28 protein-coding genes are annotated in these 26,303 nt (G+C 47.2%); 9 read left to right on the top strand and 19 right to left on the bottom strand.

Going from position 1 to position 26,303, the window contains the following annotated elements:
- Positions 1-4: 4 nt before the first annotated feature.
- The 5 genes from ACQ4M5_RS21315 to ACQ4M5_RS21295 all read right to left on the bottom strand — a co-directional run bounded on the left by ACQ4M5_RS21315 (position 5) and on the right by ACQ4M5_RS21295 (position 3,795).
- On the bottom strand, positions 5-490 hold the full coding sequence (locus ACQ4M5_RS21315) for a DUF3368 domain-containing protein (RefSeq protein WP_430677694.1): 486 nt from the start codon (positions 488-490) through the stop codon (positions 5-7).
- Entirely contained in the window at positions 487-732 is a 246-nt protein-coding gene (locus tag ACQ4M5_RS21310; RefSeq protein WP_430677693.1) for a UPF0175 family protein, read from the bottom strand. Before ACQ4M5_RS21310 ends, ACQ4M5_RS21315 begins: the two co-directional genes overlap by 4 nt.
- A 12-nt stretch (positions 733-744) precedes the next feature.
- The gene (locus ACQ4M5_RS21305; RefSeq protein WP_430677692.1) at positions 745-1,377 is read right to left on the bottom strand and encodes a Uma2 family endonuclease; all 633 of its coding nucleotides are present in this window, start codon (positions 1,375-1,377) and stop codon (positions 745-747) included.
- Positions 1,378-1,418: 41 nt separating this feature from the next.
- Positions 1,419-3,212: a sulfite reductase, ferredoxin dependent gene (gene sir, locus ACQ4M5_RS21300; protein WP_430677691.1), complete on the bottom strand. Its 1,794-nt coding sequence runs from the start codon at positions 3,210-3,212 to the stop codon at positions 1,419-1,421.
- 70 nt (positions 3,213-3,282) lie between these two features.
- Positions 3,283-3,795 (bottom strand): low molecular weight protein-tyrosine-phosphatase, encoded by a 513-nt coding sequence (locus ACQ4M5_RS21295; RefSeq protein WP_430677690.1) that lies wholly within the window; start codon positions 3,793-3,795, stop codon positions 3,283-3,285.
- 76 nt (positions 3,796-3,871) lie between these two features.
- On the opposite strand from ACQ4M5_RS21295, the gene ACQ4M5_RS21290 reads away from it, so the two are divergent.
- Positions 3,872-4,090, top strand: coding sequence for a DUF433 domain-containing protein (locus ACQ4M5_RS21290; protein ID WP_430677689.1), 219 nt, complete (start codon positions 3,872-3,874; stop codon positions 4,088-4,090).
- Positions 4,087-4,410, top strand: coding sequence for a DUF5615 family PIN-like protein (locus ACQ4M5_RS21285; RefSeq protein ID WP_430677688.1), 324 nt, complete (start codon positions 4,087-4,089; stop codon positions 4,408-4,410). The genes ACQ4M5_RS21290 and ACQ4M5_RS21285 overlap by 4 nt, the downstream gene beginning before the upstream one ends.
- Positions 4,411-4,460: 50 nt before the next feature.
- Here the strand turns inward: ACQ4M5_RS21285 and ACQ4M5_RS21280 are convergent, their stop codons facing one another.
- The 3 genes from ACQ4M5_RS21280 to murC all read right to left on the bottom strand — a co-directional run bounded on the left by ACQ4M5_RS21280 (position 4,461) and on the right by murC (position 7,950).
- Positions 4,461-4,808 (bottom strand): YbaB/EbfC family nucleoid-associated protein, encoded by a 348-nt coding sequence (locus tag ACQ4M5_RS21280; protein ID WP_058998976.1) that lies wholly within the window; start codon positions 4,806-4,808, stop codon positions 4,461-4,463.
- 557 nt (positions 4,809-5,365) lie between these two features.
- Positions 5,366-6,367 carry a UDP-N-acetylmuramate dehydrogenase gene (gene murB / locus ACQ4M5_RS21275; RefSeq protein ID WP_430677687.1) on the bottom strand — a complete coding sequence of 334 codons (1,002 nt, stop codon included), beginning with the start codon at positions 6,365-6,367 and terminating at the stop codon, positions 5,366-5,368.
- Positions 6,368-6,474: 107 nt separating this feature from the next.
- Positions 6,475-7,950, bottom strand: a complete 1,476-nt coding sequence (gene murC / locus ACQ4M5_RS21270; protein ID WP_430677686.1) for a UDP-N-acetylmuramate--L-alanine ligase — start codon at positions 7,948-7,950, stop codon at positions 6,475-6,477.
- 719 nt (positions 7,951-8,669) lie between these two features.
- Here murC and ACQ4M5_RS21265 point away from each other — a divergent pair.
- The 3 genes from ACQ4M5_RS21265 to ACQ4M5_RS21255 all read left to right on the top strand — a co-directional run bounded on the left by ACQ4M5_RS21265 (position 8,670) and on the right by ACQ4M5_RS21255 (position 10,204).
- A complete protein-coding gene (locus tag ACQ4M5_RS21265) occupies positions 8,670-9,683 on the top strand; it encodes a type I glyceraldehyde-3-phosphate dehydrogenase (protein ID WP_430677685.1) in 1,014 nt (337 codons plus the stop codon).
- Between the two features lie 83 nt (positions 9,684-9,766).
- Positions 9,767-9,916, top strand: coding sequence for a hypothetical protein (locus ACQ4M5_RS21260; RefSeq protein ID WP_430677684.1), 150 nt, complete (start codon positions 9,767-9,769; stop codon positions 9,914-9,916).
- 3 nt (positions 9,917-9,919) lie between these two features.
- Positions 9,920-10,204 (top strand): DUF2442 domain-containing protein, encoded by a 285-nt coding sequence (locus ACQ4M5_RS21255; protein WP_430677683.1) that lies wholly within the window; start codon positions 9,920-9,922, stop codon positions 10,202-10,204.
- On the opposite strand, the gene ACQ4M5_RS21250 is transcribed toward ACQ4M5_RS21255, so the two are convergent.
- Entirely contained in the window at positions 10,201-11,211 is a 1,011-nt protein-coding gene (locus ACQ4M5_RS21250) for a hypothetical protein (protein WP_430677682.1), read from the bottom strand. The two genes, ACQ4M5_RS21255 and ACQ4M5_RS21250, sit on opposite strands and share 4 nt — an antisense overlap.
- A 130-nt stretch (positions 11,212-11,341) precedes the next feature.
- Here ACQ4M5_RS21250 and ACQ4M5_RS21245 point away from each other — a divergent pair, with 130 nt between their 5' ends.
- The 3 genes from ACQ4M5_RS21245 (at position 11,342) to ACQ4M5_RS21235 (ending at position 13,163) form a co-directional block, all read left to right on the top strand.
- Positions 11,342-12,589 carry a hypothetical protein gene (locus ACQ4M5_RS21245; RefSeq protein WP_430677681.1) on the top strand — a complete coding sequence of 416 codons (1,248 nt, stop codon included), beginning with the start codon at positions 11,342-11,344 and terminating at the stop codon, positions 12,587-12,589.
- A 69-nt stretch (positions 12,590-12,658) separates the two neighbouring features.
- The gene (locus ACQ4M5_RS21240) at positions 12,659-12,934 is read left to right on the top strand and encodes a hypothetical protein (RefSeq protein ID WP_430677680.1); all 276 of its coding nucleotides are present in this window, start codon (positions 12,659-12,661) and stop codon (positions 12,932-12,934) included.
- Positions 12,927-13,163: a DUF2283 domain-containing protein gene (locus tag ACQ4M5_RS21235; RefSeq protein ID WP_430677679.1), complete on the top strand. Its 237-nt coding sequence runs from the start codon at positions 12,927-12,929 to the stop codon at positions 13,161-13,163. Before ACQ4M5_RS21240 ends, ACQ4M5_RS21235 begins: the two co-directional genes overlap by 8 nt.
- A gap of 140 nt (positions 13,164-13,303) precedes the next feature.
- On the opposite strand, the gene ACQ4M5_RS21230 is transcribed toward ACQ4M5_RS21235, so the two are convergent.
- The 8 genes from ACQ4M5_RS21230 to ACQ4M5_RS21195 all read right to left on the bottom strand — a co-directional run bounded on the left by ACQ4M5_RS21230 (position 13,304) and on the right by ACQ4M5_RS21195 (position 23,499).
- Positions 13,304-13,549, bottom strand: a complete 246-nt coding sequence (locus tag ACQ4M5_RS21230) for a hypothetical protein (protein ID WP_430677678.1) — start codon at positions 13,547-13,549, stop codon at positions 13,304-13,306.
- Between the two features lie 69 nt (positions 13,550-13,618).
- Positions 13,619-14,260 carry a L,D-transpeptidase family protein gene (locus ACQ4M5_RS21225; RefSeq protein ID WP_430677677.1) on the bottom strand — a complete coding sequence of 214 codons (642 nt, stop codon included), beginning with the start codon at positions 14,258-14,260 and terminating at the stop codon, positions 13,619-13,621.
- 74 nt (positions 14,261-14,334) lie between these two features.
- The gene (locus tag ACQ4M5_RS21220; protein ID WP_430677676.1) at positions 14,335-14,547 is read right to left on the bottom strand and encodes a hypothetical protein; all 213 of its coding nucleotides are present in this window, start codon (positions 14,545-14,547) and stop codon (positions 14,335-14,337) included.
- Between the two features lie 17 nt (positions 14,548-14,564).
- Complete coding sequence (locus ACQ4M5_RS21215) at positions 14,565-16,295, bottom strand: DUF885 domain-containing protein (RefSeq protein ID WP_430677675.1); 1,731 nt, start codon at positions 16,293-16,295, stop codon at positions 14,565-14,567.
- 71 nt (positions 16,296-16,366) lie between these two features.
- Positions 16,367-16,981: a hypothetical protein gene (locus tag ACQ4M5_RS21210; RefSeq protein ID WP_430677674.1), complete on the bottom strand. Its 615-nt coding sequence runs from the start codon at positions 16,979-16,981 to the stop codon at positions 16,367-16,369.
- Between the two features lie 5 nt (positions 16,982-16,986).
- Positions 16,987-19,401 carry an HAD-IC family P-type ATPase gene (locus ACQ4M5_RS21205; protein WP_430677673.1) on the bottom strand — a complete coding sequence of 805 codons (2,415 nt, stop codon included), beginning with the start codon at positions 19,399-19,401 and terminating at the stop codon, positions 16,987-16,989.
- A 166-nt stretch (positions 19,402-19,567) separates the two neighbouring features.
- Entirely contained in the window at positions 19,568-23,125 is a 3,558-nt protein-coding gene (locus ACQ4M5_RS21200; RefSeq protein WP_430677672.1) for an alkaline phosphatase, read from the bottom strand.
- A 122-nt stretch (positions 23,126-23,247) separates the two neighbouring features.
- On the bottom strand, positions 23,248-23,499 hold the full coding sequence (locus ACQ4M5_RS21195) for a TIGR02450 family Trp-rich protein (RefSeq protein WP_430677671.1): 252 nt from the start codon (positions 23,497-23,499) through the stop codon (positions 23,248-23,250).
- A gap of 123 nt (positions 23,500-23,622) precedes the next feature.
- Between ACQ4M5_RS21195 and ACQ4M5_RS21190 the strand changes: the two genes are divergently transcribed.
- Positions 23,623-24,384 carry a pentapeptide repeat-containing protein gene (locus tag ACQ4M5_RS21190; protein ID WP_430677670.1) on the top strand — a complete coding sequence of 254 codons (762 nt, stop codon included), beginning with the start codon at positions 23,623-23,625 and terminating at the stop codon, positions 24,382-24,384.
- 365 nt (positions 24,385-24,749) lie between these two features.
- Here the strand turns inward: ACQ4M5_RS21190 and ACQ4M5_RS21185 are convergent, their stop codons facing one another.
- The gene (locus tag ACQ4M5_RS21185) at positions 24,750-25,556 is read right to left on the bottom strand and encodes a fasciclin domain-containing protein (RefSeq protein WP_430677669.1); all 807 of its coding nucleotides are present in this window, start codon (positions 25,554-25,556) and stop codon (positions 24,750-24,752) included.
- 88 nt (positions 25,557-25,644) lie between these two features.
- Positions 25,645-26,244, bottom strand: coding sequence for a hypothetical protein (locus ACQ4M5_RS21180; protein WP_430677668.1), 600 nt, complete (start codon positions 26,242-26,244; stop codon positions 25,645-25,647).
- Positions 26,245-26,303: the final 59 nt, after the last annotated feature.

Below are 26,303 nucleotides of genomic sequence, written 5' to 3'. Positions count from 1 at the left end.
CTCTTCACTCCTGAGCGGCAGTCAGAATTGCTTGATACAGTGCAGAACTGACCCGAAACCCCGCTTCGCTAATCAATCGATCAATCACAGGCTGAACTCTTGGAATTAAGTCACGTTGTTTCGCAATCAGTAGAACTCCAAGAATTCCTGTGACTTTCAATCCGGATGCTTCTGCAATAGTTCGTCCAGCGGCTTCATCAATCAATAATCGCTCCGCAGAAAGCTCCAACGCGAGAGTGATCGCTTCTGCTTCTCCCACATGAAGCACTTGCTGAAAAGTTGCTACCTGAACGCGATCCCGAACGGCTATGACTTGAATCCAATCGACAGCCTGAACCTCTGTCATTCCCGGCACAGCGTATTCTACTTGCGTTAATTCGTCGTAGACTGCTTGAGGAATGACAATTTCGCCATAAACAGCATGTAGAATTTCAAGCTGATCGATCGCTGCTAGATTGGTAATCGGAGAAGTATGGCACACGATCGTCACAAATCACTCCAGGCTTTTAAGTTCTCCACTTCTGTCTGAAATCCAGCTACATCGTCGTAGATAGTAATCCCTCGATCTGCCAATTCTCGTTGAAATTCAATCAATGGTAATCCTGCCAATTCTCGCGCTTTCCCCAGATTCAGCTTCTTCTGCTGAAACAGCAAAATTGCAATCTCGCGCTTTAACTCTGACTCAGAAATCTGTGCAGCTTGGAGAATATCATCCGAAATAATTACGCTCATGAGCTTGATGTCCTACGATCGAATTAACCCTTCAAACTCCTCAAGAGCTTGACTAACACCGACTATTTTTGCACGTTGCATAAATTGAGGAATTAGATCAATCACTGAAAAATCTGGAAACGTTGGACTGACTGAAACTTCTCGGTATTCTCCGTTCTCTAGAACATTGATTTTTAACTTTCCTTTTGCATAAATCCAAAGCTCAGGAACACATAATGCTTGATAAGCGGATAGTTCTGTCTTAGAAGTAACATCGGTTTCAATTGCTAGATCAGGCGGCGGATCAACCGTTAAATCGATTCGGTCTTTTCCAATCACCGATCGATAGTTCTGAATGTAAAAACAATCATCTGGCTCAATGCCCGCTAACATTTCCTCACGCTTAAAGGTTGTTGATCCAAGCGGCTCCCATCTTCGCTTTTGTGCTTTGAGCAGTAGTTTGACTAAATCTGCGATCAAAACCTTCGATCGTTCATGTTCCGGCAATGGAGCCATAATTTCTAACGTTTGATCCGCATACGCAACTCTCGGCAATCGTCGATCGCCTAATTCCGCCAAAACTTCCTCGAATCGCTGCCAGGAAACAGGCTGGAGTGTCACCCGTTCCCCCGGTTCTAATTGCAATCGGATCGAAGTCGATAACATAAGGCGCAATAAATAAAGGGCGCTGTTCACGCCCCTCTAGTTTATACTCCGGTAAATTCGTGGATTCGATCTAAACTGTATCGATCGCAGAAATCCCCAAAACTTTCTCCCGGTTTGCGCTCTTTCTTGAACAACGTAAACACAGGTTCAAACACCGTTTCCAAGTCATCCATGTTCATCTTTTCGATAAACACTTTGGCGAGTCTCGTTTGGTTCGGAGCCGCACCCATCCAAACTTGATAGGTATTCGGACCATTTCCCACAAATGCCAATTCTGCCAAGTACGGACGGGCACATCCATTCGGGCATCCAGTCATTCGCACGATAAACGATTCATTCGGCAAGCCCACTTTATCGAGCAGTAACCGAATTCGAGTCAACACAGGCAAGCTCACCCGCTCAGATTCCGCAGTCGCGAGTCCGCAAGTCGGAAGTGCAGGACAAGCCATTGCATCTCGAATCAATGGATCAATTTTGTCGGGGCGCTCGATTCCGTGTTCTCGTAGAAGTCGATTGATGCGCTGTCTGTCTTCTGGCTTGATGTCATACAGCAGAACATTTTGGCTCGGAGTCAGCAACATTGGAAGATTGAACTTGGTGACAATTTTCCGCAGTGCTGTTTTCAGTCTGAAGCCACTGTCATCTTTAATTCGACCGTTCTCGATCGAGATTCCATAAAACAGTTTGCCGTCCCCTTGTTCGTTCCAGCCCAGATAGTTCTTAAACTCAAATTCGGGCAAGGGTCGAGACGGCTGAATCGCTTTGCCAAAATATTCTTCAACTTTGGCGCGGAATTTTTCAACGCCCCATTCTTCCACGAGATACTTCATCCGGGAATGTCTACGGTCAGAACGATCGCCATAATCGCGCTGAGTTGCCACGATCGCTTTCACAACATCATAAACATCGGCTCGATCGACATACCCGATCGGATCTGCCAATCTAGGAAATGTTTCTTCTTTCCCGTGTGTCCGTCCGAGTCCGCCACCTGCATAGACGTTGAAGCCTTCAAGTTCACCCTGATCGTTTGTCAACACCACAAGCGAAAGATCTTGCGAGAACAAATCGATCGAGTTATCTCCAGGAACCGTCACACCGATTTTGAACTTACGCGGGAGATAGTACATTCCATAAATCGGCTCTGGTGAATCCTCAATGTTCGAGCCGTTAATATTTCGCTTCCGGGCTGCCACGACTTCCGGATCTTCTTCACCCGTCACCGCTTTCTCGCCATCGAGCCAAATTTCGTAATATGCACCTGCTTGCGGCGTTAACAAATCCGCCAGGTTATTCGCATACTTCCGAGCGTATTCGTATTCAGGACGATTTCTGAACGGTGCAGGCGGAGACATCACATTTCGATTCACGTCACCGCAAGCGCTCAGAGTCGATCCCATGCTGTTGACGATCGCGCTAATTGTCGCTTTCAAATTCTTTTTCAATACGCCATGAAGCTGGAACGCTTGGCGAGTCGTCACCCGAATCGTGTGATTCCCGTATTCGTCCGATAAGCGATCGATCGTCAAATACAGTTCTGGCGGTACGAATCCCCCTGGCGAGCGGGTTCGTAACATCATCGAATAGTCTTTTTCCTGACCTTTGACGCGATTATCACGATTGTCTTGCTGATAAGACCCGTGAAATTTAATTAACTGAATGCCGTCGTCGCTGAATGCTTTCGTGTCAAGCCGCAATTCTGAAGCAACAGGTTCACGCAAGAAATTACTGCGCTCTTTGATGCCTTCAACTTTCGAGGGTTTGCGGACGATGGGAGTAGAAGAAATAACCATTGAACTTGTGATTGCTGCGATCGTGTAAAGACAAGAATGCGGCACTTGAACGCTCTCAAGCTGCCGTAAGCATTTATTCCCGGTATGCCGCTCGGAATTGTGTTATTTCAGTCTATCACGATCGCTCGATCGAACGGGGGGAAGAGGGTGTTAAGTTCTCTTCTTTAATGATGAAATCTAACAATCCCTGACAAGCATCCAGCAACAAATCGATCACAAAGTTAAATCCTTCTGTGCCACCGTAGTAAGGATCTGGCACTTCTCTCAATTGATGCTGAGTACAAAAGTTACACATCAATTGCACTTTGCTCTGATAAGTTCCTGCCGGATCGATCGGACAAATCGCTTCATAATTGTCATGATCCATCGCCAGAATGAGGTCGAACTCCTCAAAATCCGATCGCTCAAACTGTCGCGCCCGTCCGACTAATTCAATGCCGCGTAATTTTGCTGCTGCGGTCATTCTTCGATCGGGCGAACTGCCGATGTGATAGCTCGATGTCCCAGCGGAATCGCACACAATCTCATTCTCCAATCCCGCCTGTCGAATCAAGTGATTCATAATATTTTCAGCGGATGGCGATCGACAAATATTTCCCAAACACACGAACAACAAGCGATACGCCATTAGTGATTACTCCAGATTCATGCACGTATAGAGTAGCGATTAAGATGTAAATATGCAAATGAGGAGCGGAAAACAAATGATTGAAATCTCACCAACAATTAGTGTGTCTTCTGAAATCATGAGTGGAACTCCAGTGTTTGCAGGTACGAGAGTTCCAGTTCAAACCCTTTTGGATTATCTCAAAGCTGGAGAATCGATCGATGATTTTCTCGATGGATTTCCCACAGTCAGCCGTCAGCAAGTCATTAATTTGCTTGAAGAAATTGGAAGCAGCATCGCGGATCAGGCTGCATGAAAATTTTGATTGATGAATGTATCGATCGTAAATTCACCAGAGCCTTTACCGATCACGAAGTGAAAACCGTTCCCCAAATGGGCTGGGCAGGTATCAAAAACGGTCAACTCTTGTCGTTGGCTGCGACTGAATTTGATGTTTTTATCACGGTCGATCGCAATCTGCCGTTTCAGCAAAATCTACCGCAGTTCGACCTCGCGATTGTGGTTCTATCCGCACCGTCGAATCGATTGGCAGATTTGCAGCCGCTAGTTCCACGAATTCTGGAAATTTTGCCCACAGTTGCCAAAGGTGCAGCCACGGTTATCAATATAAATTGAAAGACCGAGCTACAGATTCATAGCTCGGCTCGATCGAACATTTAGTTCTCTTAACCCAATCCGGGCAAATTCAATCCACCTGTGAGGTCTTCCATCTTCTCGCGCATTGTTGCGGTTGAAGTTTCGTAAGCGCTGCGGGTTGCAGCCAAAACCAAATCAGACAGTGTTTCAGCATCTTCTTTCAGTGCATCCGGCGAAATCTCCACCTTTAGCGGCTCTTGATTTCCACTCATCGTCACTTTCACCAGACCGCCGCCGGATTCGCCTACGATCTGCATCTGTTCGAGTTCTTCTTGAAGCCGTTTTGCGCCTTCTTGAACCTGCTGCGCTTTCTTAATTGCGTCGGTCAATTCGCGCATTTTGCCAAGACCGAAGCCAAATCCCTGTCCTTGTGACATAACGTTTTAAATGAAGTTACGAGTGGAATAAGATTGCCAAGACGACAATCAAACAGCTTTATTATGACACCGGGTTGCAAATCCGACGCACTTCCAAAGGAGTCGATCGCATAGGGATATCCCTACCAGTCTAAGAGAGGGTTTGAAAAGTATAGAAAGTCATTTCGCTACGATGTCCTCTCGCCCCGGAATGGAATTCGGGGCTAACAGAACGAAGTCCACTGAAGGGGACTGGGAGCCGATTTCAGAGTCTTGAGTCCCGTTTACTGGACTTCGCACCGTTAGCGCCGACTTCTAGTCCGGCGCGAGTAAATGTGTCCGAACGGCTACTTTTCAAACACCCTCTAAGAGAGCGTTTGAAAAGCAATCGTTCATCGCATTCATCCGCCCGGAAATGAATCTCCGGGCTAATCAGGGGAAGCCCACTAAACTGGGCTAAAAACTCCGTATGACTCTCTTAGCCCGCTTCAGCGGGGTTTCCTCTATTAGCCCGGAAATGAATCTCCGGGCGGACTCGCAACGCAGCAAAGCCGTTTTTTATCCTTCTCAAACATCCTCTAAAATTCGCCCATCATCTTCACTTCCGGTTCGAGCAACAGCGACCATTCCTGATGAACTCGCTGCTGCACATGGTGAATTAGTTGGAAAATGTCCGATGCAGTCGCGCCACCGCAGTTCAAAATAAAATTCGCATGACGTTGCGCCACCTGAGCACCTCCGATCTGATGCCCTTTCAATCCCACCTGCTCAATCAACCAACCCGCTTTATATTCCCCAGGATTGCGGAACACGCTGCCACAACTCGGTAAATGATACGGTTGAGAATTCTGCCGCTGTTGTTTGTGATTTGCAGTGACCGCATTCACAGCGGTTGGATCAGCCCCCGGTTTAAGTTGGAATGTGGCGTATGTCACATAGCGCGAACTGCCTTGCAACACCGAAGTGCGATATTGGTAATGCAAATCTTCAGGTGTGAGAATCTGCGTCGTTCCATCGGGAAGTAGGATAGTCGCATTCACTAAAATCTCTGAAATGCTGCTATGGTGCGCTCCTGCATTCATGACGACCGCGCCGCCCACTGTGCCAGGAATTCCGACCGCCCATTCAAACCCTTGCCAACCTCGATCGGCGATTTTCCAGGCGAGTCTCGGTAACGGTTCTCCTGCACCGACCGTCACTTGTCCAGTCGCATCGTCAAATTGAGTTAATCTTAAATGTCGTGTTGAAATTACAAGCCCTGGTAATCCCGCATCGCTCACGAGCAAATTCGATCCAGCTCCCAACATCGTCACGGGAACGCCTTGCGACTGTGCCCATTCCAAACTCGCCTGCAATTCTTCGAGTGTTCGAGGAGCCGCATACCATTCGGCAGGACCTCCAACTCGAAATGAGGTTAAAGAAGCGAGGGGAACATTGGCTTTCAACACAGCGTCGGAACCAGCGATCGGAATCGTGAGTATCTTAGACCGAATCGGTTGCTTGATCGAAGCGGAGGAACTCGATCGGGAAAAATCAGAACCAGGTGAATGAACAGTCCGGGAATCAATAGAGAGTGTCATAACGTTTCTACAGGTATGGCTTCAACCTGAGATCTGTCGCCGCAAGTCGCAAGTTCATTCGGGGTTCAGATCTCCATTGCACGAAACACAATAAACAAGAGCACAACTTAGGATGCAGCTTTTTCAAGACTTTGCTGATAAGCCATCACATCAGGGATAATCTGATTCAAATTGCCCGCACCCAGGAAGATCACGAGATCGCCTGGAGTCAGTACTTTTGAAAGAAAGTCGCCCATTGCAGGAAGGGACGGTTGGTAGTGCACACTCGAATGCTGTTTCGCGACCAGATTGGCGAGGGTCTGCCCGCTAATGTCGCCTGGATTCGGTTCGCCAGCGCTGTAGATATCACTGAGGATTACTACATCAGCATCGCTGAAGGACTCCGCAAATTCCGTTAAAAAAGTCTGTGTTCGACTATAACGGTGCGGCTGGAAGATGGCGACGACCCGACGATTCGTTTTTGCGGCTTGCAATCGTGCAGCAGCTAACGTGACCTTCAGTTCGCTCGGATGATGTGCGTAATCATCAATAAAAAGCATATTGTTGTAGTCGCCTCGATGCTCGAATCGACGACGTGCACCCTCGAACGGTACGATCGCTTTCGCAATGATGTCAAACTCTAACCCCAATAACCGCCCTACCGCGATCGCGGCAAGTGCATTACTTAGATTATGTTGTCCCAGGATTCCAAGTTTAATCTGCCCTAAGACTTGTCCCCGTTCCCAAACTCGTGCGATCGTGCCATCGCCACCGTACTGGATTTGATCAACGGTGTAGTCTGCGTTTGTTTCAGGATTGAGACTGTAAGTAATTGTGGGCTGAATGCGATCGCGGACTGTTTCACAATCAATTGATCCGATCGTGATTTTGCATCGATTTGCAAAGGTTTGGAACGTTTCAACAACTTGTTCTAAATCGCTGTAATGATCGGGATGATCCAACTCTGCATTTGTAATAATTCCAATGTAAGGTGCAAATTTTATGAGCGATCCATCCGATTCGTCGGCTTCTGCAACCAGGTATTCACCGTGACCAATTCGGGCATTTCCTTGCCAAGCTTTGACTTCTCCACCTACAATCACCGTCGGATCAAGATTCGCGCCATACAGCATATAACTAATCAAGCTGCTGGTCGTTGTCTTTCCATGTGTTCCAGCAACGGCGATACTTTTATATTCCTGAATCAGTGCAGCGAGAATGTCCGATCGATGAAAAATGGGACAGCCTAATTCCAAGGCGGCTCGATATTCGGGATTCGTGGGATTGATGGCGGTGGAACAAACGACTTGCGGCAACAGCGCCGTATGCGTAGCGGGAGGAACGAGGGTCGCAACCGAACCGACTGCACTCGCCTGAGACGAAACGGGAAGCGGTTTGTAATGATCTAAGTTCGAGGCATCCTGCCCGATAAAAATCTTTGCACCCAAACTCTGTAGCCGTTCCGTGATGTGACTTGCTCTTAAATCTGAACCAGATACGGGCAACTCACGGTCTAATAACACATAGGCTAGGGCTGACATTCCAATTCCACCGATACCGATAAAATGAAACGGTCTGCCGCTGAAGTCAACTGAACTCAGCATTTTTGCTCCTTACACACCACACCAATGTCACGCGCTATCATATCAAGGATCTCTTTTTACCGATACGGTAATTTGAAACATTTTGATCGCGATTTCAACTTCTTAGAATGCACCTTCAAAACTGATTTAAAGCAATTTAGTCTAACGAAGAATTAACGCGATCGCAATGTCTCGCTCAGATCCCACTTCAATCAATTAGATTCACTCTGATCCCTGCTAATTCCAGAAGAAATTGAAATTTCTTAATTCGCATCTAAGATACGGAATTTCAATCACTTCCGAAGTTCACTTTCTCGCAATTTTCACGTTTTGAAACTGCACAATTCGGTCGAACCTGCCTTTCAACTTGTTCGCAAGATTACGCAACTTATCACAATTTTCTACTTAAATTTGCTGCCTTAATCACCTCTGAATTTCATACCTTCCTACAAGAGTGTTACAAATTCTGCCACAACTATTTTGAAATGGCATCTATTTTGTAGAAGTGTACGTCTGAACTGTCACTCCTCCTAGAGAGTAATCTAAGACGGCACAAATGTCTTTTGGCTCTACTTTCATCTTGCTCTGGGCTGAAAGTAGAGCGAACCGTGAAGATCGATCGCGCTTCCACGATTTGTTATTTCTCGCTGATCCCAATAATTTTGTGATGAGAAGTGAGGAGCCTTTTACGGTATGATGTGACTCATCAATAGGTATTTATATTCAGAGGGCAAGACGCAGTGGTTAGAGTAGCGATCAACGGCTTTGGACGCATTGGACGCAACTTTTTGCGGTGCTGGGCAGAGCGGGAGACGACTGGACTGGACTTAGTTGCGATTAACGACACGTCTGATCCTAGAACGAACGCTCACTTGATCAAGTACGACTCGATGTTGGGTAAGTTCGGCGGCGAAGTGAGCGCGGATGAAAACACGATCACGGTGAACGGTAAAACGATCAAGTGTACCTCCGATCGTAATCCCGAAAATCTCCCTTGGGGCGCTTGGGGTATCGATCTGATCATCGAATCGACGGGTGTGTTCATCTCGAAAGAGGGAGCAACCAAGCATTTGAATGCGGGTGCAAAGAAAGTTCTGATCACTGCGCCTGGTAAGAACGAGGATGGTACGTTTGTCGTCGGTGTGAATCACCAGGATTACGACCATCACAAGCATCACATCATCAGTAATGCAAGCTGTACGACGAACTGCTTGGCTCCGATCGCGAAAGTGATCCACGAGAATTTCGGTATCATCAAAGGCACGATGACGACCACCCACAGCTACACCGGAGATCAGCGGATTCTGGATGCAAGCCACCGGGATTTACGTCGCGCACGTGCGGCTGCGGTCAATATCGTTCCGACTTCGACGGGTGCTGCGAAAGCGGTCGCGCTTGTCCTTCCTGAATTGGCAGGGAAGCTGAACGGGATTGCATTGCGCGTTCCGACTCCAAACGTTTCGGTCGTTGATCTCGTGGTGAACGTGGAGAAAAGCACGATCGCGGATCAAGTGAATGCGGTGCTGAAAGAGGCTTCTGAAACCTCGCTCAAAGGCATTCTAAAATATTGCGATTTGCCATTAGTATCGAGTGATCACGCTGGAACCGATGAATCTTCGATCATTGATGCGGCTCTCACGATGGTGATGGGCGGCGACATGGTGAAAGTCGTGGCTTGGTATGACAACGAGTGGGGCTATTCTCAGCGCGTGGTTGACTTGGCTGAAGTCGTCGCGGCGAAGTGGGAAAGCTAAATTTGTTCGCTCACTAATTTGAAAAACCTCGATCGTGCTTTGTGCGATCGGGGTTTTTTGTTTAGATTACCTGGAAAAAATGAATGCCCGAAATTAGCCGATTCTTCGGCATGATCATCACGATGTACTCGGTCATCCGCCTCCACACTTTTCAACATCAAGCAGAACTGCTGCAAATTTGGAAGCTTGCCAGAGAAAACGCAATCCTAGAGAAAATTGAACCGCTGGAGTAAAAAATGCTGAAAGATGTTGTTGCCGTTGAACCCTTAGAGCAGTATCAGCTTTACCTGCGATTTGAAGACGGAGTTGAAGGACCTGTTGATATTAGTAAGCTTGTTTCTTTCAGCGGTGTTTTTGCGCCTCTTCAGGATTTGGATTACTTTGCGACTGTTGCAGTGAATTCAGAGATTGGAACGATCGTTTGGTCATGCGGTGCGGATCTTGATCCGGATGTGCTTTATGCGATCGTATCTAATCAACCGATTCCAACGTATGAGACGACCACAACAAAATCACGTTAGCGATCGCTAGAAATTCGCTCTAAATCCTTAACAAGTCGTTTCAGATGCTCACGCTGTTGAACGATCCAGGCTTGCTCTGCTTTTTGTTGCTTAAGTGTTTCCTGACGATATCGATTTTGCCGGGTGAGGAGATCGTGATAAAACTTGATCGTATACTCAACAAGTTTCTGAATGGCTTGCAAGCAATTGTCGATTTTTGCGACAATGCGCTCTTTAATTTTCTCTGATACCTTCTGTTTAAAGTCCTGAACTTTCTTGTGTGAAATACTAGCAAAAAATTTTTGCCATTCTTCTAAGGCTTCCTGGAAATCCTGGCGAAGGCTGAAATGAGAAGCCTGTGTTATAGCACGATCGATTTGACTAAAATGCCCTTGTATAACTTCTGCAATATAGCCAATCTTTGCGGATTGATCTAACGCCTCCGTAAAGCTTGACAGTGGTGCGAAATCATCCTTATCACCAATTTGGTAGAACCTGATTAACTCTTGATTGATAGTGTCATTGATTGCCTTGGAAGCAGAATCTAAACGAATTGGAAGGCTTTTACGAAATAGCTGTTTCTTGTCACCTACGATAAAGGCTTGATATTGCTGCTTCTTCTTATCAAAAAATGCGTCACACTCTAGCTCCTCAATTTGAGCCATCCACTTCTGTTGAGCCTGCTGAATTAGATTTGGTTTAAGGTTCTCTGCCTCCTGCTGAAGCCGTTTCCAGATGCCAACTACTTTACCGATCGCTTCTAGAATCTGCACAGTTGGGATCTCCGAGATCCGCCGCTTACTGTGCCAAAGGTCTTCGGCAGCATCTAGATTTTCGATACAAGCTTCCAAATGCGTTCTTAATAGTAACGTCGATTGCTTAATTTCTTCTATACAGGGTTGGATCGACGATCGTAAAACTCCAGCCGAGTGTTTAATCTCTGTCGATACAAGAGCATACAGGCGATCGGCTAAAAGATCCTCAGTCGATTTGGCAACAGTTTTCAAGACAGAAAAATGCTCATTCATGGTTGGGGCAGGCTTGGCTCTTCCTCTTCAGGTTGCCCCAACCATGTTAGAACGAATCAAACTTTCCTCTGGTATGCCCTGATAGTGAGAGGGCAACCTATGAAAAAGTTGTGCTAGGAGTTAAAATTTTATGATGGAGATCGTGTTTAGCCCTCAAGCTCAAAAGCTACTAGCAGAAGGCGCATTGAAGTACATGACTTCAAAAACGGGTGAGATTCTTCCTGTATTAGTCGATGCCAGTACTAATAAGACTTTTGAGATCGCTAGAGTGGTTGCATCTAACTCGTTGAAGCCTTTCCTGATTCCCGATGCTCTTGTCGGCGGCATCTTAGATGGCATACAGATGTATCAAACGCATTGTGGGTTTCAGAAAACATTCCAGATGATTGGTGCAGTACAACAAAGCCTTGGAGTATTGCAAACGACAACCGCGATCGTAGGCTGTGGAGTTGCGGTTACAGGAGTACTTTCGGCTGTAAATCTCTATCAAACCTTTCAACTGAGAAAAGACATTCAATCGCTGCAAAAAGATCTCAATAATGGATTTTTAGATCTAAAGGAAGTTCTAACGGGACAACAGGCAGAAATCTTAGCACACATTGATCAACAAGCTTTTGAGTATCAGAAACAGAAGCTTCAGACTGCCTACACTGAATTTGCACAAGCACTGAGATTCGTAGGGTTTGCAATCAAATGCGAGGACACAATCGCCCGTAATATCCATCTTGCTAATGCTGTAGCCGCAATGAATAATTCGTTAGCGATTTATAACGCTCCTCATTTAATGCAGGAAATGAACGTTGCTGGACGATTGCGACGGGCTGAATGTGCTTGGACAATTCAGCAAATGATTGCTTATGTTTTCCAACTTCAAAACCAACTGGATGCGGCTGCTACTTGTCTGTCTGATTTACAAATTGAGATGAAAAAGGACTCTCTCTCGATTGTCAATGCTTGCAATTCTCAAGCTGAACTTGACTTTATTTTCCCAGAACTGACCCGGATTCATCAGCACGATCTACCAGCGCTCGGACTGTGGCAAACTCAGCTTGATATCGTTCAGGCATTACCGCCGAGCGAATTGAAGCTTTTACCGAATTTAGCAGATTGCGTGGCTGACCCAATTCAGGCAGAGATCCTAGAGATGCCTGAAGAAGAAACTTATGCAGAACTTCGATCGATGTCTGACTTTAATTCGCTACGAGATCAACTGCGCTTCATGATTATGCCTGAGTTACGGCGTGACTATGAAAGCACGATCGGACAACGTGCAAAAGAAGTCGGATATTCTGCGATCGCTCAATCCAATTTACAAGCAGCTTCCGATTCGACGATCGCAAATCTGTACTGGTATTTGAACGATCGCAAGATCTGTTAATTCCGAATCCTCTAGCGCACAATTTCAACGATCATTCCTGTCTGAACAATTCGATAGATTCAGTGGAAAATGCTCGAAATCATCTGGTCAGATTACTTTCTATACCGCGTTGAGCTTCGAGGATTTGACCTGGAGAGAATCGAGCAAATTCTAAGATATTCGACCGAGCGCTATTACGATACGGAAAGCGATCGCTTAATCGCAGTCGGAAAGCATGAGGAGAATCTCGTTATAATTCCGTATGAGCAGAGTGGCACTTCCATCACGCCGATTACCATTCATGCGACAACCCGCCAACAAATCAGATTTCGTCTCAGAACTAGGAGGTTTATTATCAATGAGTAACACCGCAAGAATGAACTATTTCGAGAAAGAAGACATTTTGCATCTTGTAATCTCGGATGAGCCTGAGTTTGGCAGCGTTGAGCTTTCCCCGAATATCACCGCAGAACTAAACGAAGCTGGAGAACTGATCGGCGTTGAAATTCTGTCTGCAAGTACCTTTATTCGAGATGTCATCTTGGAATCTGCTCAAGGAAAACTGTTGGGACTTTCACGAACTTCTGCAAGTTGAGAGCCTGAGTATGCTGAGTGCGATCGTCTGATCGTGCGGTGCAGATCTTGATTCAGATGTGCTTTATGCGATCGTTTCCCATCAACCGATTCCAATGTATGAAAGTTCTACAATCGAGACTCAGTAACCTTAGTGATCGCTCAATCCAATTTACAAGAAGCATCCGATTCGACGATCGCGAAGTTGATCGATCGCACTTCCTCATCTTCCTCGTAAAGTTCGGCGTACAATGTTGCGGATTCCTCTAAGCGATCTCGCTGTAATTCTTGCTGAAGTCGAGTTAATGCCATCCGAACTAGCTCACTTTCGTCTCGAAAGCCGTATTGCTCAAACTGATTGAGAAATTCAAACTGAGATTCATTGAGATCAAATTTAGCTTGAATCATAGGTATGTTTTCGCGATCGACTAATCGCATTATAGATAAGAAGCTAGGGTACTCTAATCGTGATTTCTCCTAGGGCACGATTTCAACGATCGTTCCGACTTGAACAACGCGGTAAATTTCCTCGACATCCTGATTTTTCAGTGACACACAGCCCCAAGTCCAATTTTTGCGCTGGTCGATCATGGCATCTTTTCCTTGCGGCAGTCCATGAATTCCAATCTCGCTTCCCACTGTTGAGAACAAGCTAATTTGACCATTGAGTTTTGCGCTTAAATGTTTGCGCCAAGACTGCGGCGTTGGATAGTCGAGCCAGAGAAATTTTGACCAGTCGGGATGATCGTAGAGGTCGCGAATTCGGAAAATGCCTTCGGGAGTGCGTCGATCGCCTTCGCTCGATTTGTCGTCTACGGGATTGTTACCAAAGACGACGGGATAGGATTTGACGGGCTTTTTGTCGTAGTAAAGAGTAAGACGATACTTTGACTTTTCAACGAGGATTGAGGTTTTGGATTTGTCGATCGTAGAAAGCGAAATGTTCGATCGAGCTTCTGGTGCGACAGTATGCCATCTTTGTTCCGAGCAATCATTCAGGCAAAGAACCGCAGGCAGCTCCAATGGAGAAGGAAGATAGCTCAATCGAATCAGTAGCACATAGAACACCGAGACTGCGCTTCCCATCAACAGCGCGGTCAGAAAGAACTTTCGTGGCATGAAATTCTCATTGCTGAAGGATGAGATTATCATGCCCAGACAGCAATTCTAATAAGTGAAATGCGATGTCTGAATTAAATAAAGTGCATTCCTCGAAGCGGTTGGCAATTGGCAAAACTAATCGCATCTTCATCAAGAAAGCCAGCGATCATCATTTCGAGAATGCCCTCGATCGGTTGCCCAACTTGGGCAGCGTAAGCTTTTAAGCCAAGTTGGATTTTCTCAGGTAGAGCGCTCATAATCACTTGAGCCGCTTCAGGACTTAACGCTTCTGAGGTGACTTGCATCGGCTTTCTCCTAAAATTCAGATCAATGGTTTCACGAATTGTTCTAACACTGCTTGACGTAGTAAGCGCTGAGGCATGAAGCCTTGAGACAAGATGAAATCGTGGAATTGTTGCCGATCGAATGTTTGTCCTAGCTGTTGTTCGACTTCTTTGCGGAGTTGCATCAGACGTTGGTAGCCGTAGAAGTAGGAAGGAGCGTGTCCGGGGAGTCGGGTGGTATATCGATCGATTTCCTGCCGAGCAAAGAACTCGGAATATCCGGCATCTTGAGTGAGGACGCGCAGGGCTTGATCAATGGAAATCTTACCGAGATGCAGTTCGGGTTCGAGGAAAGCACGAGCCGCCCGCAGGAGTTGGAATTGTAGAGAGATGAATTGACCGTCGATCGGCATATAGGGAAGGGTGATCGCTTCGGCGTAAAGTGCCCAGCCTTCGTGATTGGCGGGATTGTAGCCGAAGTTCGATCGAGCTTTTGAGGTTCCTTTGTCTTGGATGGTGGTGAATTGCAGATCGTGTCCGGGTCTGCCTTCGTGGGCGGTTAATGTCCAGGAAACGGCGGGGTAAGTGAAATCGTTGTAGGTACGGGGTTGGGGGTCGGGTTTCAATAGCGGAATGATGAAGACACCCGCAGTTTTTTGAGAGGATCTAGGAGCTTGATATTGGGGGACGGGGAAAGAGGCGTTTTCTCGATCGCTACTCAGTCGAATTGTTAGTGGGCGTTTCGGGAGTGTGACTAATCTTTCGCGTTGAATGATCGCTTCAATTTCCTTTTGGCGTTTCTGATAGTGTGGCAGGATTTGATCCGCTGGTAATTGTTCTTGTTTGAGTGCGCGAATCACATCACGATAATCTTTCGCTTGAAAGTCTCGTTGTTTTGCGATTTGAGGTGCGATCGCATTCATTTCTTGCTGAATGTTTGCGAAAGCAGTGTGCGCGTTTTGGAGGAGTTCATCGATCGGGATTTCGACTCCTCGTTCTGATAATTGTTGCGCGTAGAGTTCGGGAGGTAGGCGGAAGCTTGTTCTCACTTTTGGTAAGATTTCTTGTCGAACAAAATTCGTATATTCGGTTAACTGTGCTTTTAGTTTGGTGTAGCTGACGGGATCGATTCCACGTCGATCGAGGCGTTGTCGAATCTGTTCAAGTTGGGCGGGAGTGTTCGCGAGATCTTTTTCGAGTTGGAATTTTTCGGGGAAGAAGGTGTTCGATCGCGTTAATGCTTCGCGCATTTTTTGAGTGGCAAGGGAAGCGATCGGAGGTGTTCCGGTTTCTTCTCCGCTTAATTGTTTTAACCGTTTCGACAAATCGCGTGGATTGAGCTTGTCCAAACTGCGATTGATTTCTCTGGCTAAATTGACGTAGGGTAAGCGGTATTGCTGGTCAAGCTGAGTCGATCGCAGTTCTTCTTGTGCTGATGCAATTAGGATTTCTAAATCGATTTTGACCGATGGATCGGTTTCTTGTTTTAACTGTGTTTGAAAGGTTTGAATCGCATTGTTTAAGTTTTTCTCGTAGCATTGTACGTAATTTGTATCGAGTTTCAACAGCGATTCGCTCAGTGTTGATTGATCTGTACAGCTAGATTCTGATTCGGCTTTGACTAAAACGTTGGTGTTTTCGTCGCTTCGAGTGATCCAATTCGGTTTTGCAGACGCGATCGAATTGGAAACCGAATGGGACGCGATCGCAATCATGAAAGCCGCGATCGCAAACAAAACTGAGACTTTGCGCGAAATCCGAAGAATCATAAATCGAGTGGGTGCAGCGAATCTATCGATCTTACGACAGCGCGAAAATTCCTTTGGTTGCAGTCAAATTTCTAGCGCCGACATTGCAGCGAATTAAACACATCGTTGGCTTTTTTCCGAGCTGCATTTACATCTACATCGCTTGCCAGCAAATTCACTACATACCGACTGTCACCCAGAACAACACTACCCCGGTAAATCACCGTCGATCGCTCCGGCGACTCTGGATATTTCAGCATTCCTTCGCGAATCGCGATCCCGGTTGTTTGACCACACAGAGCGCGATTTTCTGCCCGAATCGATTTGATTTTGAGTTCTTCTTCGTCGGCTCCCAGCGCAATGCTGTCTAGAATTCGATCAATGCGTCGCTGTCCTGATTCGCCGTTTACAGGAACTCGCGCCATCAGGAGTTGAATATCTGGCTCATCGCCTTCTGATGCAACTAACGCCACTTTTGCGCCCGCGATATTGATACCGAGTAAGCCTTGAGAATCTCCGGGCAATTGATACGTCATGATATTGCTGGCGATCGCTTCGGCGCGTTGGGGAGTCGCGGCATTGCTGAGAAATTTCATTGCCAATCCGGTTAGACCGACTCCAAGAACTGCGATCGCGCCTAAAATGACTGCGATCGTTTCCCAGATAGATACTTTATATTGTGGAATTCGGGATGGGAGTTCTGTCATGATTCTTACTCCAAATCTACGCCTAAGAAGCGATCGAGAAATCGAGTCCGCCATGCCAATCGCAGAATCAGTCCCCATTCCAGTGTAACTAATCCTAAGAAGAAACAATCTTGTAAACTCAGCGGTGAGAGTTCAAAAAAGACTCGTAGCGGGGGAATAAACAAAATGAGGAGATAGACGAAGAGTAGGACGACAGCAACGATCGTATATCGCCAATCCCCGCTGAAGGGTTCTCCGCCTGTCCAAGCATGGGTTGGAGGTTTGAGAAACGGAAGAAGCATCAATTGGCAGAATACTAGAATTGTGACTAAGGAAGTACGAGGAATATTAAACTCAACACCGATTAATCCAACGTTGGGAGGTAAGTCTAGAGCAGCACTCATGAGATAGAAAAGATACACTGTGAGTGATACTAAGGTGATTGTAATTGTCGCAGGAACGACGAAATGTAACATCGATCGGACTAAACTACGCTTCGGTGGTTCTCCTGGTTGTGCCCAAATTGGAATGAATGTAGTGGGAATACCAACACCAATTAAAGTTACGATCGCGCTATGTTTGTTCAACAGTGGGAAGCTGTCGGATACGATCGAGATTGCAAAAATCAACAACGCTACGCAACTCAGTCGTACCATAAAAAGTTTAACAACATCGCGAATGCCATTCTGAATCCGTTGCCCTTCTAAAAATGTATGGGGTAGCGCTTCAAAAGAATCATTCAGTAGAACAATATCGGCAATGCTGCGAGTTGCTTTACTGCCGCTCTCCATCGCGATTCCAAGGTTTGCTTGTTTCAGAGATAGCACATCATTTACACCATCTCCGGTCATTGCTACGTAGTAACCAGAATTGCGTAAACTGCGAACAAGTTGCGCTTTTTGCTGGGGTGTGATTCGTCCGAACACATTGTAGTTTCGAGCCGCTTGAATGAATTGTGCTTGATCCATTTGTGCGAGTTCTGCACCCGAAATCACTCGAATTTCATCACTAAAATCGGCTTGTCTTGCCAATGCCGCTACAGTTTGAGGATTGTCACCGGAAATGATTTTGAGCGTGATTCCCGCTTTGACAAATCCTTGTAGGGTTTCACGAGCAGAGGGGCGAAGCTGATCTGAGAAACAGAGAATTCCTAACGGGGTTACTGGTGGCAACGTATTGGACTCGATCGACTCCGATGTATACGCGAATAAAACGACTCGAAAGCCATGATTCGCTTGTCGATCGATATATTGCAAACTCTCATCATCTAAAGTCGTCGATTTCATCAAAATCTCTGGTGCGCCCATCACATAAGTTCCAGGCTGATCCACAAACTCGATCGCGCTCCATTTTCGGGCAGATGAGAACGGGATTTCGTTTCGGAGCGGTTTCGCATAGCCACTACAGGCGATTAGAACGGCTTCACTGGTGCGATTTCCGGATTGAGTGCTGGCGGCGAAATCTCCCAAGAGCGATCGCAGTTCCTTTTCTGATTGCTCGATCGGATAAATCGAATGTAGCTCAATTTGGTTCGTGGTCAGCGTTCCAGTTTTATCCAAACACAAAACATCAACATTACTCAACGATTCGACTGCGTTCGTTTGCTGAATCAAAACATTCTGACCCAACATCCGAATTGATCCCATCGCATAAGAAAGTGTGATTGCTAGAATTAATCCTGCGGGAATGAGTCCAGCGATTACGGCAGCGCGTTGAACGACTTCATTTAAGGTTTGCGATCGGATCACAAAGCTAATTCCGACCAGCAACCACAGGAAAGATGCAAGCAATAACAGAATCCGAATGATTAAATTAATCTCAGCTTGCAATGGTGTATACACTTGGCGAAATTCTCGCGCTCCCATTGTTAACTGATACGCAACCGTCTCTGCTCCAACCTTCTGAGCTTCATAACACGCGCTACCACTGACACAGAAACTCCCCGAATAAACGGGTTTTCCTGCCACTTTTGCGATCAGATCTGATTCACCCGTTAACAGCGATTCATCAATTTCAACTCGCCCTTCTCCGACAATTTGCCCATCGACTAAAACTTGATCGCCCGGACGCAAAACTAAGGTATCGCCCAAGACAATTTCACACGGATCAACATTGATCTCATTTCCGTTGCGAATCACCGTGGCATGAGGACGCGCCAGTAATGCAATTTCATCGAGCTTTTGTTTTGCCCAAATCTCTTGCACAATGCCGATCACAACGCCGCTGAAAATCACAACCGCAACAAAGACCGCATCACTGGGACGACGCAGCAAAATAAAAACGCCGCTAATCACAAAGAAAACGGCATTGACAAACGTAAACAAATTTTCTTGCAGAATCCGCGCATACGATCGACTCGTCGGCAATTTGACGTTGTTCGTTTCGCCTGCTAACTGTCGATCGTGGACTTCTCGATCGCTTAATCCGGGGAGCGTTGCCATGAATTCGAGGGGCTAAATCAGATGATTCTTATCATAGTCACTGCTTTCGTTTCAGCCAAATCATCTTTTGAGAGTGGGGGGAGTGGGGGGTGGGGAGTCTAATATTAAGTGTTGAATCTGCTTGTTATCTCTTCTACCCCCTACTCCCCACTCCCCACTTTCTTCTCTACGCCAACAACGTAAACGCGCCGCTCGTCAAGCTACTCGCCTGAACCCCATTGACGATCGCCAACAGTTCATTCGAGGTTCCAGCCCGCACCAGAACGTTATCGGCATTCTGCATCAGAGACAGTCTGCCAAACGTTAAACCGCCAGAAAGCGCAATCCGATCGCCTTCCGCCAAATTCAAATCGCGAATCGTTTGCGTTCCCGAATTTTCAGTTAACACAAACACATCCGCGCCCGATCCGCCAACGAGGATATTCTGTCCCTGTCCACCATTGAGGTAATCGTTGCCTGCACCTCCGCGAAGAATGTCATTTCCGCTCAGACCAAATAAGCGATCGTCGCCACCTTGACCGTTGATCACATCGTCGGATTGATTGAACCCAAAAACGCGATTGTCTAAATCGTTCAGGAATGTGACCGAATTGCGGTTGAAGACCGTATCGCGAACCAAATCAGCAGCGAACATATCAAAGCTATCCGTTACACCCGAATCGTTAAATTCGATGTTGGCAAAATTCACCGAGCCAAAGGTTGCTGTGGTCAAATTGTCCAAGTTCTCCAGCTTGAAATCGCGAATGATTGCGCCTGTATTTGCAACACCCTCAAACGAGATCGCCAGATCATTACCCACTTGGGTCAAGATCATGTTCTGAGCGCTGAGATCTTCGCCGACGAATCGAATTGTGTCAGCTTCACGCACGATCGCTTCAGATGGAGTTGTCGTTGGACCAATGCCCGTAAAGTTGACCGAAGCTAGAATCCCTTCCCCTTGGTTAACGGTGGCAGTTTTGTTGCCGCCTTCATGGTTCGCCACGTTCGAGAAGCGCACACCAAATAGGGTTTGATACATCAACCGATAAATCTCGGTGTTGTCCAAGGTGCTGGGTAGGTCGTCTGCATTTAATCCAAACGCTTTAGAGACAATGCTGCCGGGGAAATCTGGAGTTCCGACCCAACCTACTGCGAAGTTGCCTAAGTTGCCATCTAAGCCATCTGTGGTCGGGAACGATCGCCAAGGAGCATCGGGACTAGCAGTACTGCCATTGATGCCGTCGAGGAAGTTGCGAACTGTGTTCGTCGTTGTGGGATTGACGTTGATAAACGGAACCGTAGGCTCGCTATCTTGCAATTCGGGAGTTGTAATCGCGTTGCCCGATGGACGATTAAAGGGCTTGAACTGTGTGACCTGCAATCCGCCTGCTTCACTGTCTGCGGCAGTCAGGACTAAAGTGTTTGGATCTTGCGATCGCACATAGTCCATTGCAACTCCGATCGCTGCATCTGCCCGACGAACTCCCTCGATCGCGCCCACTGCATTGTTATTGTTGCCGAAATTATCGGTTCCTTCTTCTTCGACCACCGCAAAGAAACCATCCGGATCGCGGCGAACAATCTTGAGGGCAGCATCGAGCATTTCCGCTACAGTCGGAGCCGTCGCAACATAGAGCGGAGAAGGATTCGGGGAATTTAGCCCTAAAGCTTCTTCGGGTCGATCGTTAAACGTATGATTTGCCGCAAACACGCCTAACAATTTCTCAGGCGGATTGCCGCTGTTCACCGCTGCATTTAATTGCTCTTCGGTATAAACCACGGTGTAACCGAGTGATTTCGCTAGATCAATTAAATTCGTCGTGGGGCGATCGGCAGGATCATCAAATTCAGCATCAATCTCAGCCGTGACATGGAATCCGGTTGTGCCTTTGGGAAGTAGGTAAACTTCACCGCCCCCAAGAATCACATTCGTTCCCGATCGAATCACTTGCTCTGCAATTTCAGCCGTTTTATCTCGCGCTCTTAGATCGTTGCCGTCTCGATTGGTAGTTTTTGCAGTGAAAGCAGCCGTTCCAGGTTCGCCAATGTGACCGGATTGAATCAAAGCTACGGCTTTTCCTGCCTCGATCGCTTCATCCAAAATCGTCTTGCCAATTCTCCCAGACAGCGGAATTACCGGATTATTGTTCTCATCCAACCCGAACGATTCTGCAAACAGCTTTGTCCCCGTCGCATGAGTGACCGCACCTGCATTCGAGGTTCCGGTAAGCTGATCTTCCATGTGTCCGAGATAAACTCCAGCATTGCTCATCATGTCCCAGTTGATGCGACCGTCTGGACCTTTATCGATGTTTCGTAATGCGCTGAAGTAGGAAGGGCTGGTTCCATCTGGGTGAATGAAAATGACATTACCCGTATCGCGAGTTGGTGTCGGTGCTGGAGTGGGCGGCGCGACTCTAGACGGCAATTCTGTGTTGAAAAGCGTCTCATACATCAACTCGTAGATGCCTGTGTTGTCGATCGTGGAAGGCAATTTATCCGAATTCAAGCCACTCGCTTTCGTGACGATCGAGCCAGAAAAATCCGGAGTTCCGACCCAGCCGACCGAGAACGGAAAGCGATCGCCATTTGCGTCTGGAGCCGCCACAAAGGGTTGAGTATTCGTTCCGGTTTGACCATCCAGCGGATTTTGGCGATCGGTATTCGTCGTGGGATTGACTGCGATCGTACCCACCGGACGATCGGCGCGGGTGTCTCGAACTTGTAAGCCACCGCCGTCACTATCAGCAGCAGTAATGATCAAAGTATTGGGATTACGATCGAGAAAATCCTGTGCCACTCCGATCGCAGCATCGGCTCTCAGAACTGCCTCGATCGTGCCCGCCGCATTATTCACATTGCCAAAATTATCGGTTCCTTCTTCTTCAAGAATCGTGATCGATCCGTTGTTAAAGTTCGGGTGTCGCTCCATTAATTTTTGCGTCACCTCTAGCATTTCCGCTGAGGTTGGAGCCGTCGGAACATAGAGCGGGGTGGCATCCGGTTGTCCGAGTCTGAGAACTTCTTCGGGTCGATCGTTAAACGTATGGAATGCAGCAAAAACACCGAGAACTTTCTGGGGCGGATTCGGGAGTTCGAGCAGATTAAACAGTTGATCTCTCGTGTAAACCACCGTGTAGCCGCGTGATTTCGCCAATTCAATCAAATTCTCTTGAGGACGATCGAGCACATTCGTACTTCGAGCATCTAACTGAGTCGCTGTCTCATGAAATCCATTCGTCCCCACAGGCAGCATGTGAAGTTCACCACCGCCCAAAATGAAATCAACTCCAGATTCGATTACGGCTTTGGTAATATCTGTGACTCGACGACGAGGAGGAATCCGTTCGCCATTGAGCGTGATCTCGCCCACTTGAGCCACAAATGCGGCGGTTCCGGGTTCTGCGATAAAGCCCGATTGAACTAAGGCAGTGACTTTATTTGTCTCGATCGCTTCTTGCACGATCGTTTTTCCAGTATTGCCCGATGCGGATGCTACAGGCGATCCATCCCGATTTAAGCCAAAAGATTCGGCATAAACCTTAGTTCCTGTCGCGTGTGTGACTGCTCCCGCATTCGAGGTTCCGGTGAGTTGGTCTTGCATGTGACCGAGATACACCGCAGAGCGATCGAGTTCGTCCCAGTTCAATCGTCCATCGGGACCATACTTCTGAAATCGTCCGGCTGCATAAGTCGCGGCACTGGTACCATCCGGGTGAATAAAAATTACGTGATTTCCGTTCATGTGAATGGGGCACTATCAGTAGAAACATCTAGTCCCCAGTGTCCCGGTCTAAGGTTAAGGGCATTCGCCCCGAACGGTTAAGGCTATCTACTCAGCAAGGTTAAGAAAACGATCGAAGAAATCTAGATTTCGTGTAAAAAGTCCTCTTGTTCGTTCAGCGATTTCCATCCTGCTTGCCACTGCGATCGATCTTTAAGCAACTTCGCATTCATCCAAAACCGGACGTTTGGATCACAAGCCGCGATCATTTCAGCAAACACCCATTCGCCTTCATTTTTACGATTCACAACTTGAAAGTGCCGCCAGCCCCAGGTTTCTTGTTGAGCCGTCCACTTTGAACCCACTAGATGCGGAAATTTTTGTTTCTTAGCCATGTTTCCATTTTAGATTTTCCCTCTCGATTCAGGAATACTCAGGCTGGATTGAAATATTCGTCACATCGGTAATCAAACAGTACTATGAAGTGTTTTCCTGCTCACTCTTCCCGGTTGAAGACTATGATTCGGACAAATTTATCCGTAGCGACACTGATCTCGATCGGTGTTGCGCTTCCCGTTCAGGCTGAAAATCTCGATCACGTCCGCCAACTGCTCTCGACAAAACAATGCGTCAATTGTGAATTAAGCGGTGCAGGACTGGTGTTTTCTCAATTATCTGGCGCGAATCTCTCTGGTGCGAATCTCTCTGGAGCCAATCTGAGCCAAGCCAATCTGACAGGCGCAAATCTCTCTGGTGCGAATCTTGCAGGTGCAACCTTGAGTGGCGCGAATTTGCAAGGCGCGAAATTGACAGGTGCGAACTTGCAAGGAACGGATTTAACTCGATCGTATCTCGTCGGTGCAGATTTGACCGGAACCCAGATCGAAACCGCGATCGTTCAAAACGCGATCGGGCTTCCAACCACTGCCGGAAATGCCGAAATGTTCTACCAAATGGCAATGGAGGCAGGGAAACGGCGACAGTATGAAAGAGCGATCGAGAATTTCAATCAAGTCTTAGTGAGAAAACCCGATTCGGCTCCAGCGTTCATCGGGCGAGCAATGGCGCGATTGGAATTGGGCGATCAAAAAGGTGCGATCGTAGATTCAGAACGAGCAGCGGCTTTATTTGAGCAGCAAGGCGATCAAAACAGTGCCAAAAGTGCAGGAAATCTAGCTCAGACGTTGAAAAATCCGCCAAAAGAACGATCGGGCGGCGGATTTGGTCAAACCGTAGTGAACGTCCTTGGCGGATTATTGCAATTGTTTTTAGTGCGGTAGAACTGCGATCGTTCCAACGCAAAGTTCAACTAGAGACGCGATTAGACCATTGCATTTCGCGTCTCTACAAATCTTAGAGAATGTTTAAAAAGTAATCGTTCATCGCCTCAATCGTCCCTCGAATGGAATTCGGGGCTATCGGAACAAAGTCTGTTGAAACAGACTGAAGAGGATCTGACGATTGGCTTTCAGTCCCCTTTAGTGGACTTTCTCCGATAGCCCGTGATTTCCAATCACGGGCGGAACGCAATTGCAGCGAAGAGTCTTTCTACACTTTCCAAACACCCTCTTAGGTAGATGCGGGATTGATTGATCAGACAATCCGTTACAAATCCCATTAATTTCTAGAGTTGAGCTACCTCTGCTTAGGGTGCGAAAGTGGTCAATCTCGACTGCAATTCAGCCGGAAGAATGACACCATTAATTGCATGAACAATGCCGTTTTCAGCTTGGATGTCTGCACCAACCACGGGAGCATTTCCAACCGTCAGCGCACCCGTTCCACCTTGAGCCGCGATCGGATTACCACCGAGCGATCGCACTTGCTTCGAGGCTAAATCTGCCGAGGAGACACGACCCCGCACAATGTGATTTTCTAAAACTTGCACTAGCAATCCACGATTCTCCGGTTGGACTAATGCTTTGAAGGTTGCAGGAGGCAGTGCAGCCAAAGCTTCATCGGTCGGCGCAAAGACGGTAATATTACCGCCTGCAAGCTGAGTTCCGAAGGTACCACCCGTCGAATCTGCTACGCGCACCAGAGCATTGAACAATTCAAACGAAGGGCTAACGCGAACGATTTGATCGATCGTTTGACCTTCAGAACCCGCAAACGATACGGGAGCCGTCGGAGTTGTAGAGGTTGTGCCCGGAAGGTTATTGGTTTCAGGGCGATTCGCAGGAGCGACAGTTCCCGGAACGCTTTGATTGTTGGGAACACCTGGAATTGTGGTTGTACCACCAGAATTAGAATTATCAGGCGATGTGATGGTTCCAGGAGTATTTTGCCCGGACTGACCCCCGATCGGAGGAACACCAGAATCGCGGTTACTGGGTGGGACGACAGGCGGCGTATTTGCTGGAGTGGTTTGTGCCACAGAAGGCAAACCGATGCTCAGGCTCAATCCCAGAGCAGAAAATCCTGTAACTAAACGCTTCAATGATGTCTTCATTGTTACTATTTTTGAACACTGCGCCTTCAGCGTATAAGTTACGCAACTGAACTTCCTCAGTCAGGTGAAATAATCCAAAAGAAGGGTTTTACCGTTGGGCTTGCTGCCGAATGTCTAGCATATCTGCCAAGGTAAAACTCACTTGGATCGGGCTGTCATCTTCAGCAGGCATGACGGTTACGACTGGACGAGCGGGAGAAATTACTTCCGGTTTCGGAGCAGATTTCGCGATCGCTCTTGCTTGTTGGGCAATCGGAGGACGAGTCGATCGAACTGGAGGACGCGATTGCACCGTTTCACGAGTCGGGGGAGCTTGCCGCTTCACCACTCGACGCGGAGTCGATTTCACCGGACGCAGTTGTTTCGCAAGCAACATAGACGTGATTGCACAACTGGAAGTTACCAGTAGAATGAGTCCGAAGGTATTGATCGGCTTGCTCAATTGAAAAGGAGTGGCTTGAACTTCAGGCTTGGGAGATTCTGCTACTTCTAGCGGGGCAGGATTTGTATAAGTCAATCCAGAGAGAGCTAACCAACCGAAAAAGAGAAAAGAACTCCAAACCGTGAACAAACAGAAGAAAGGATGACGGTTTACAAGATGGAGTAGGAGATGAAAAGCGGTTGATTTTGCACTCGGTTTTTGAGTTGTCGATCGTTTGTTCGATCGTGTCGCGCTCATGTTTTGCATGGGTATTGTCCGATTGCCCAATAGCGATGCGATTCGCATCAATGGATCTAGAAATTGTA

This window comes from Leptolyngbya sp. AN10 (genome assembly GCF_050565645.1).
GTDB lineage: Bacteria > Cyanobacteriota > Cyanobacteriia > Leptolyngbyales > Leptolyngbyaceae > Leptolyngbya.
The sequence above is the reverse complement of the archived record's forward strand: the minus strand, read 5'-3'. Positions and strand labels throughout refer to the sequence as shown.

Excerpts from the sequence above, each read along its gene's own strand:
- ACQ4M5_RS21310 (WP_430677693.1), bottom strand. The coding sequence starts at position 732 with ATGAGCGTAATTATTTCGGATGATATTCTCCAAGCTGCACAGATTTCT.
- ACQ4M5_RS21305 (WP_430677692.1), bottom strand. The coding sequence starts at position 1,377 with ATGTTATCGACTTCGATCCGATTGCAATTAGAACCGGGGGAACGGGTG.
- ACQ4M5_RS21295 (WP_430677690.1), bottom strand. The coding sequence starts at position 3,795 with ATGGCGTATCGCTTGTTGTTCGTGTGTTTGGGAAATATTTGTCGATCG.
- ACQ4M5_RS21290 (WP_430677689.1), top strand. The coding sequence starts at position 3,872 with ATGATTGAAATCTCACCAACAATTAGTGTGTCTTCTGAAATCATGAGT.
- ACQ4M5_RS21285 (WP_430677688.1), top strand. The coding sequence starts at position 4,087 with ATGAAAATTTTGATTGATGAATGTATCGATCGTAAATTCACCAGAGCC.
- ACQ4M5_RS21280 (WP_058998976.1), bottom strand. The coding sequence starts at position 4,808 with ATGTCACAAGGACAGGGATTTGGCTTCGGTCTTGGCAAAATGCGCGAA.
- murB (WP_430677687.1), bottom strand. The coding sequence starts at position 6,367 with ATGACACTCTCTATTGATTCCCGGACTGTTCATTCACCTGGTTCTGAT.
- murC (WP_430677686.1), bottom strand. The coding sequence starts at position 7,950 with ATGCTGAGTTCAGTTGACTTCAGCGGCAGACCGTTTCATTTTATCGGT.
- ACQ4M5_RS21260 (WP_430677684.1), top strand. The coding sequence starts at position 9,767 with ATGCCCGAAATTAGCCGATTCTTCGGCATGATCATCACGATGTACTCG.
- ACQ4M5_RS21255 (WP_430677683.1), top strand. The coding sequence starts at position 9,920 with ATGCTGAAAGATGTTGTTGCCGTTGAACCCTTAGAGCAGTATCAGCTT.
- ACQ4M5_RS21250 (WP_430677682.1), bottom strand. The coding sequence starts at position 11,211 with ATGAATGAGCATTTTTCTGTCTTGAAAACTGTTGCCAAATCGACTGAG.
- ACQ4M5_RS21245 (WP_430677681.1), top strand. The coding sequence starts at position 11,342 with ATGATGGAGATCGTGTTTAGCCCTCAAGCTCAAAAGCTACTAGCAGAA.
- ACQ4M5_RS21240 (WP_430677680.1), top strand. The coding sequence starts at position 12,659 with ATGCTCGAAATCATCTGGTCAGATTACTTTCTATACCGCGTTGAGCTT.
- ACQ4M5_RS21235 (WP_430677679.1), top strand. The coding sequence starts at position 12,927 with ATGAGTAACACCGCAAGAATGAACTATTTCGAGAAAGAAGACATTTTG.
- ACQ4M5_RS21230 (WP_430677678.1), bottom strand. The coding sequence starts at position 13,549 with ATGATTCAAGCTAAATTTGATCTCAATGAATCTCAGTTTGAATTTCTC.
- ACQ4M5_RS21225 (WP_430677677.1), bottom strand. The coding sequence starts at position 14,260 with ATGCCACGAAAGTTCTTTCTGACCGCGCTGTTGATGGGAAGCGCAGTC.
- ACQ4M5_RS21220 (WP_430677676.1), bottom strand. The coding sequence starts at position 14,547 with ATGCAAGTCACCTCAGAAGCGTTAAGTCCTGAAGCGGCTCAAGTGATT.
- ACQ4M5_RS21215 (WP_430677675.1), bottom strand. The coding sequence starts at position 16,295 with ATGATTCTTCGGATTTCGCGCAAAGTCTCAGTTTTGTTTGCGATCGCG.
- ACQ4M5_RS21210 (WP_430677674.1), bottom strand. The coding sequence starts at position 16,981 with ATGACAGAACTCCCATCCCGAATTCCACAATATAAAGTATCTATCTGG.
- ACQ4M5_RS21205 (WP_430677673.1), bottom strand. The coding sequence starts at position 19,401 with ATGGCAACGCTCCCCGGATTAAGCGATCGAGAAGTCCACGATCGACAG.
- ACQ4M5_RS21200 (WP_430677672.1), bottom strand. The coding sequence starts at position 23,125 with ATGAACGGAAATCACGTAATTTTTATTCACCCGGATGGTACCAGTGCC.
- ACQ4M5_RS21195 (WP_430677671.1), bottom strand. The coding sequence starts at position 23,499 with ATGGCTAAGAAACAAAAATTTCCGCATCTAGTGGGTTCAAAGTGGACG.
- ACQ4M5_RS21190 (WP_430677670.1), top strand. The coding sequence starts at position 23,623 with ATGATTCGGACAAATTTATCCGTAGCGACACTGATCTCGATCGGTGTT.
- ACQ4M5_RS21185 (WP_430677669.1), bottom strand. The coding sequence starts at position 25,556 with ATGAAGACATCATTGAAGCGTTTAGTTACAGGATTTTCTGCTCTGGGA.
- ACQ4M5_RS21180 (WP_430677668.1), bottom strand. The coding sequence starts at position 26,244 with ATGCAAAACATGAGCGCGACACGATCGAACAAACGATCGACAACTCAA.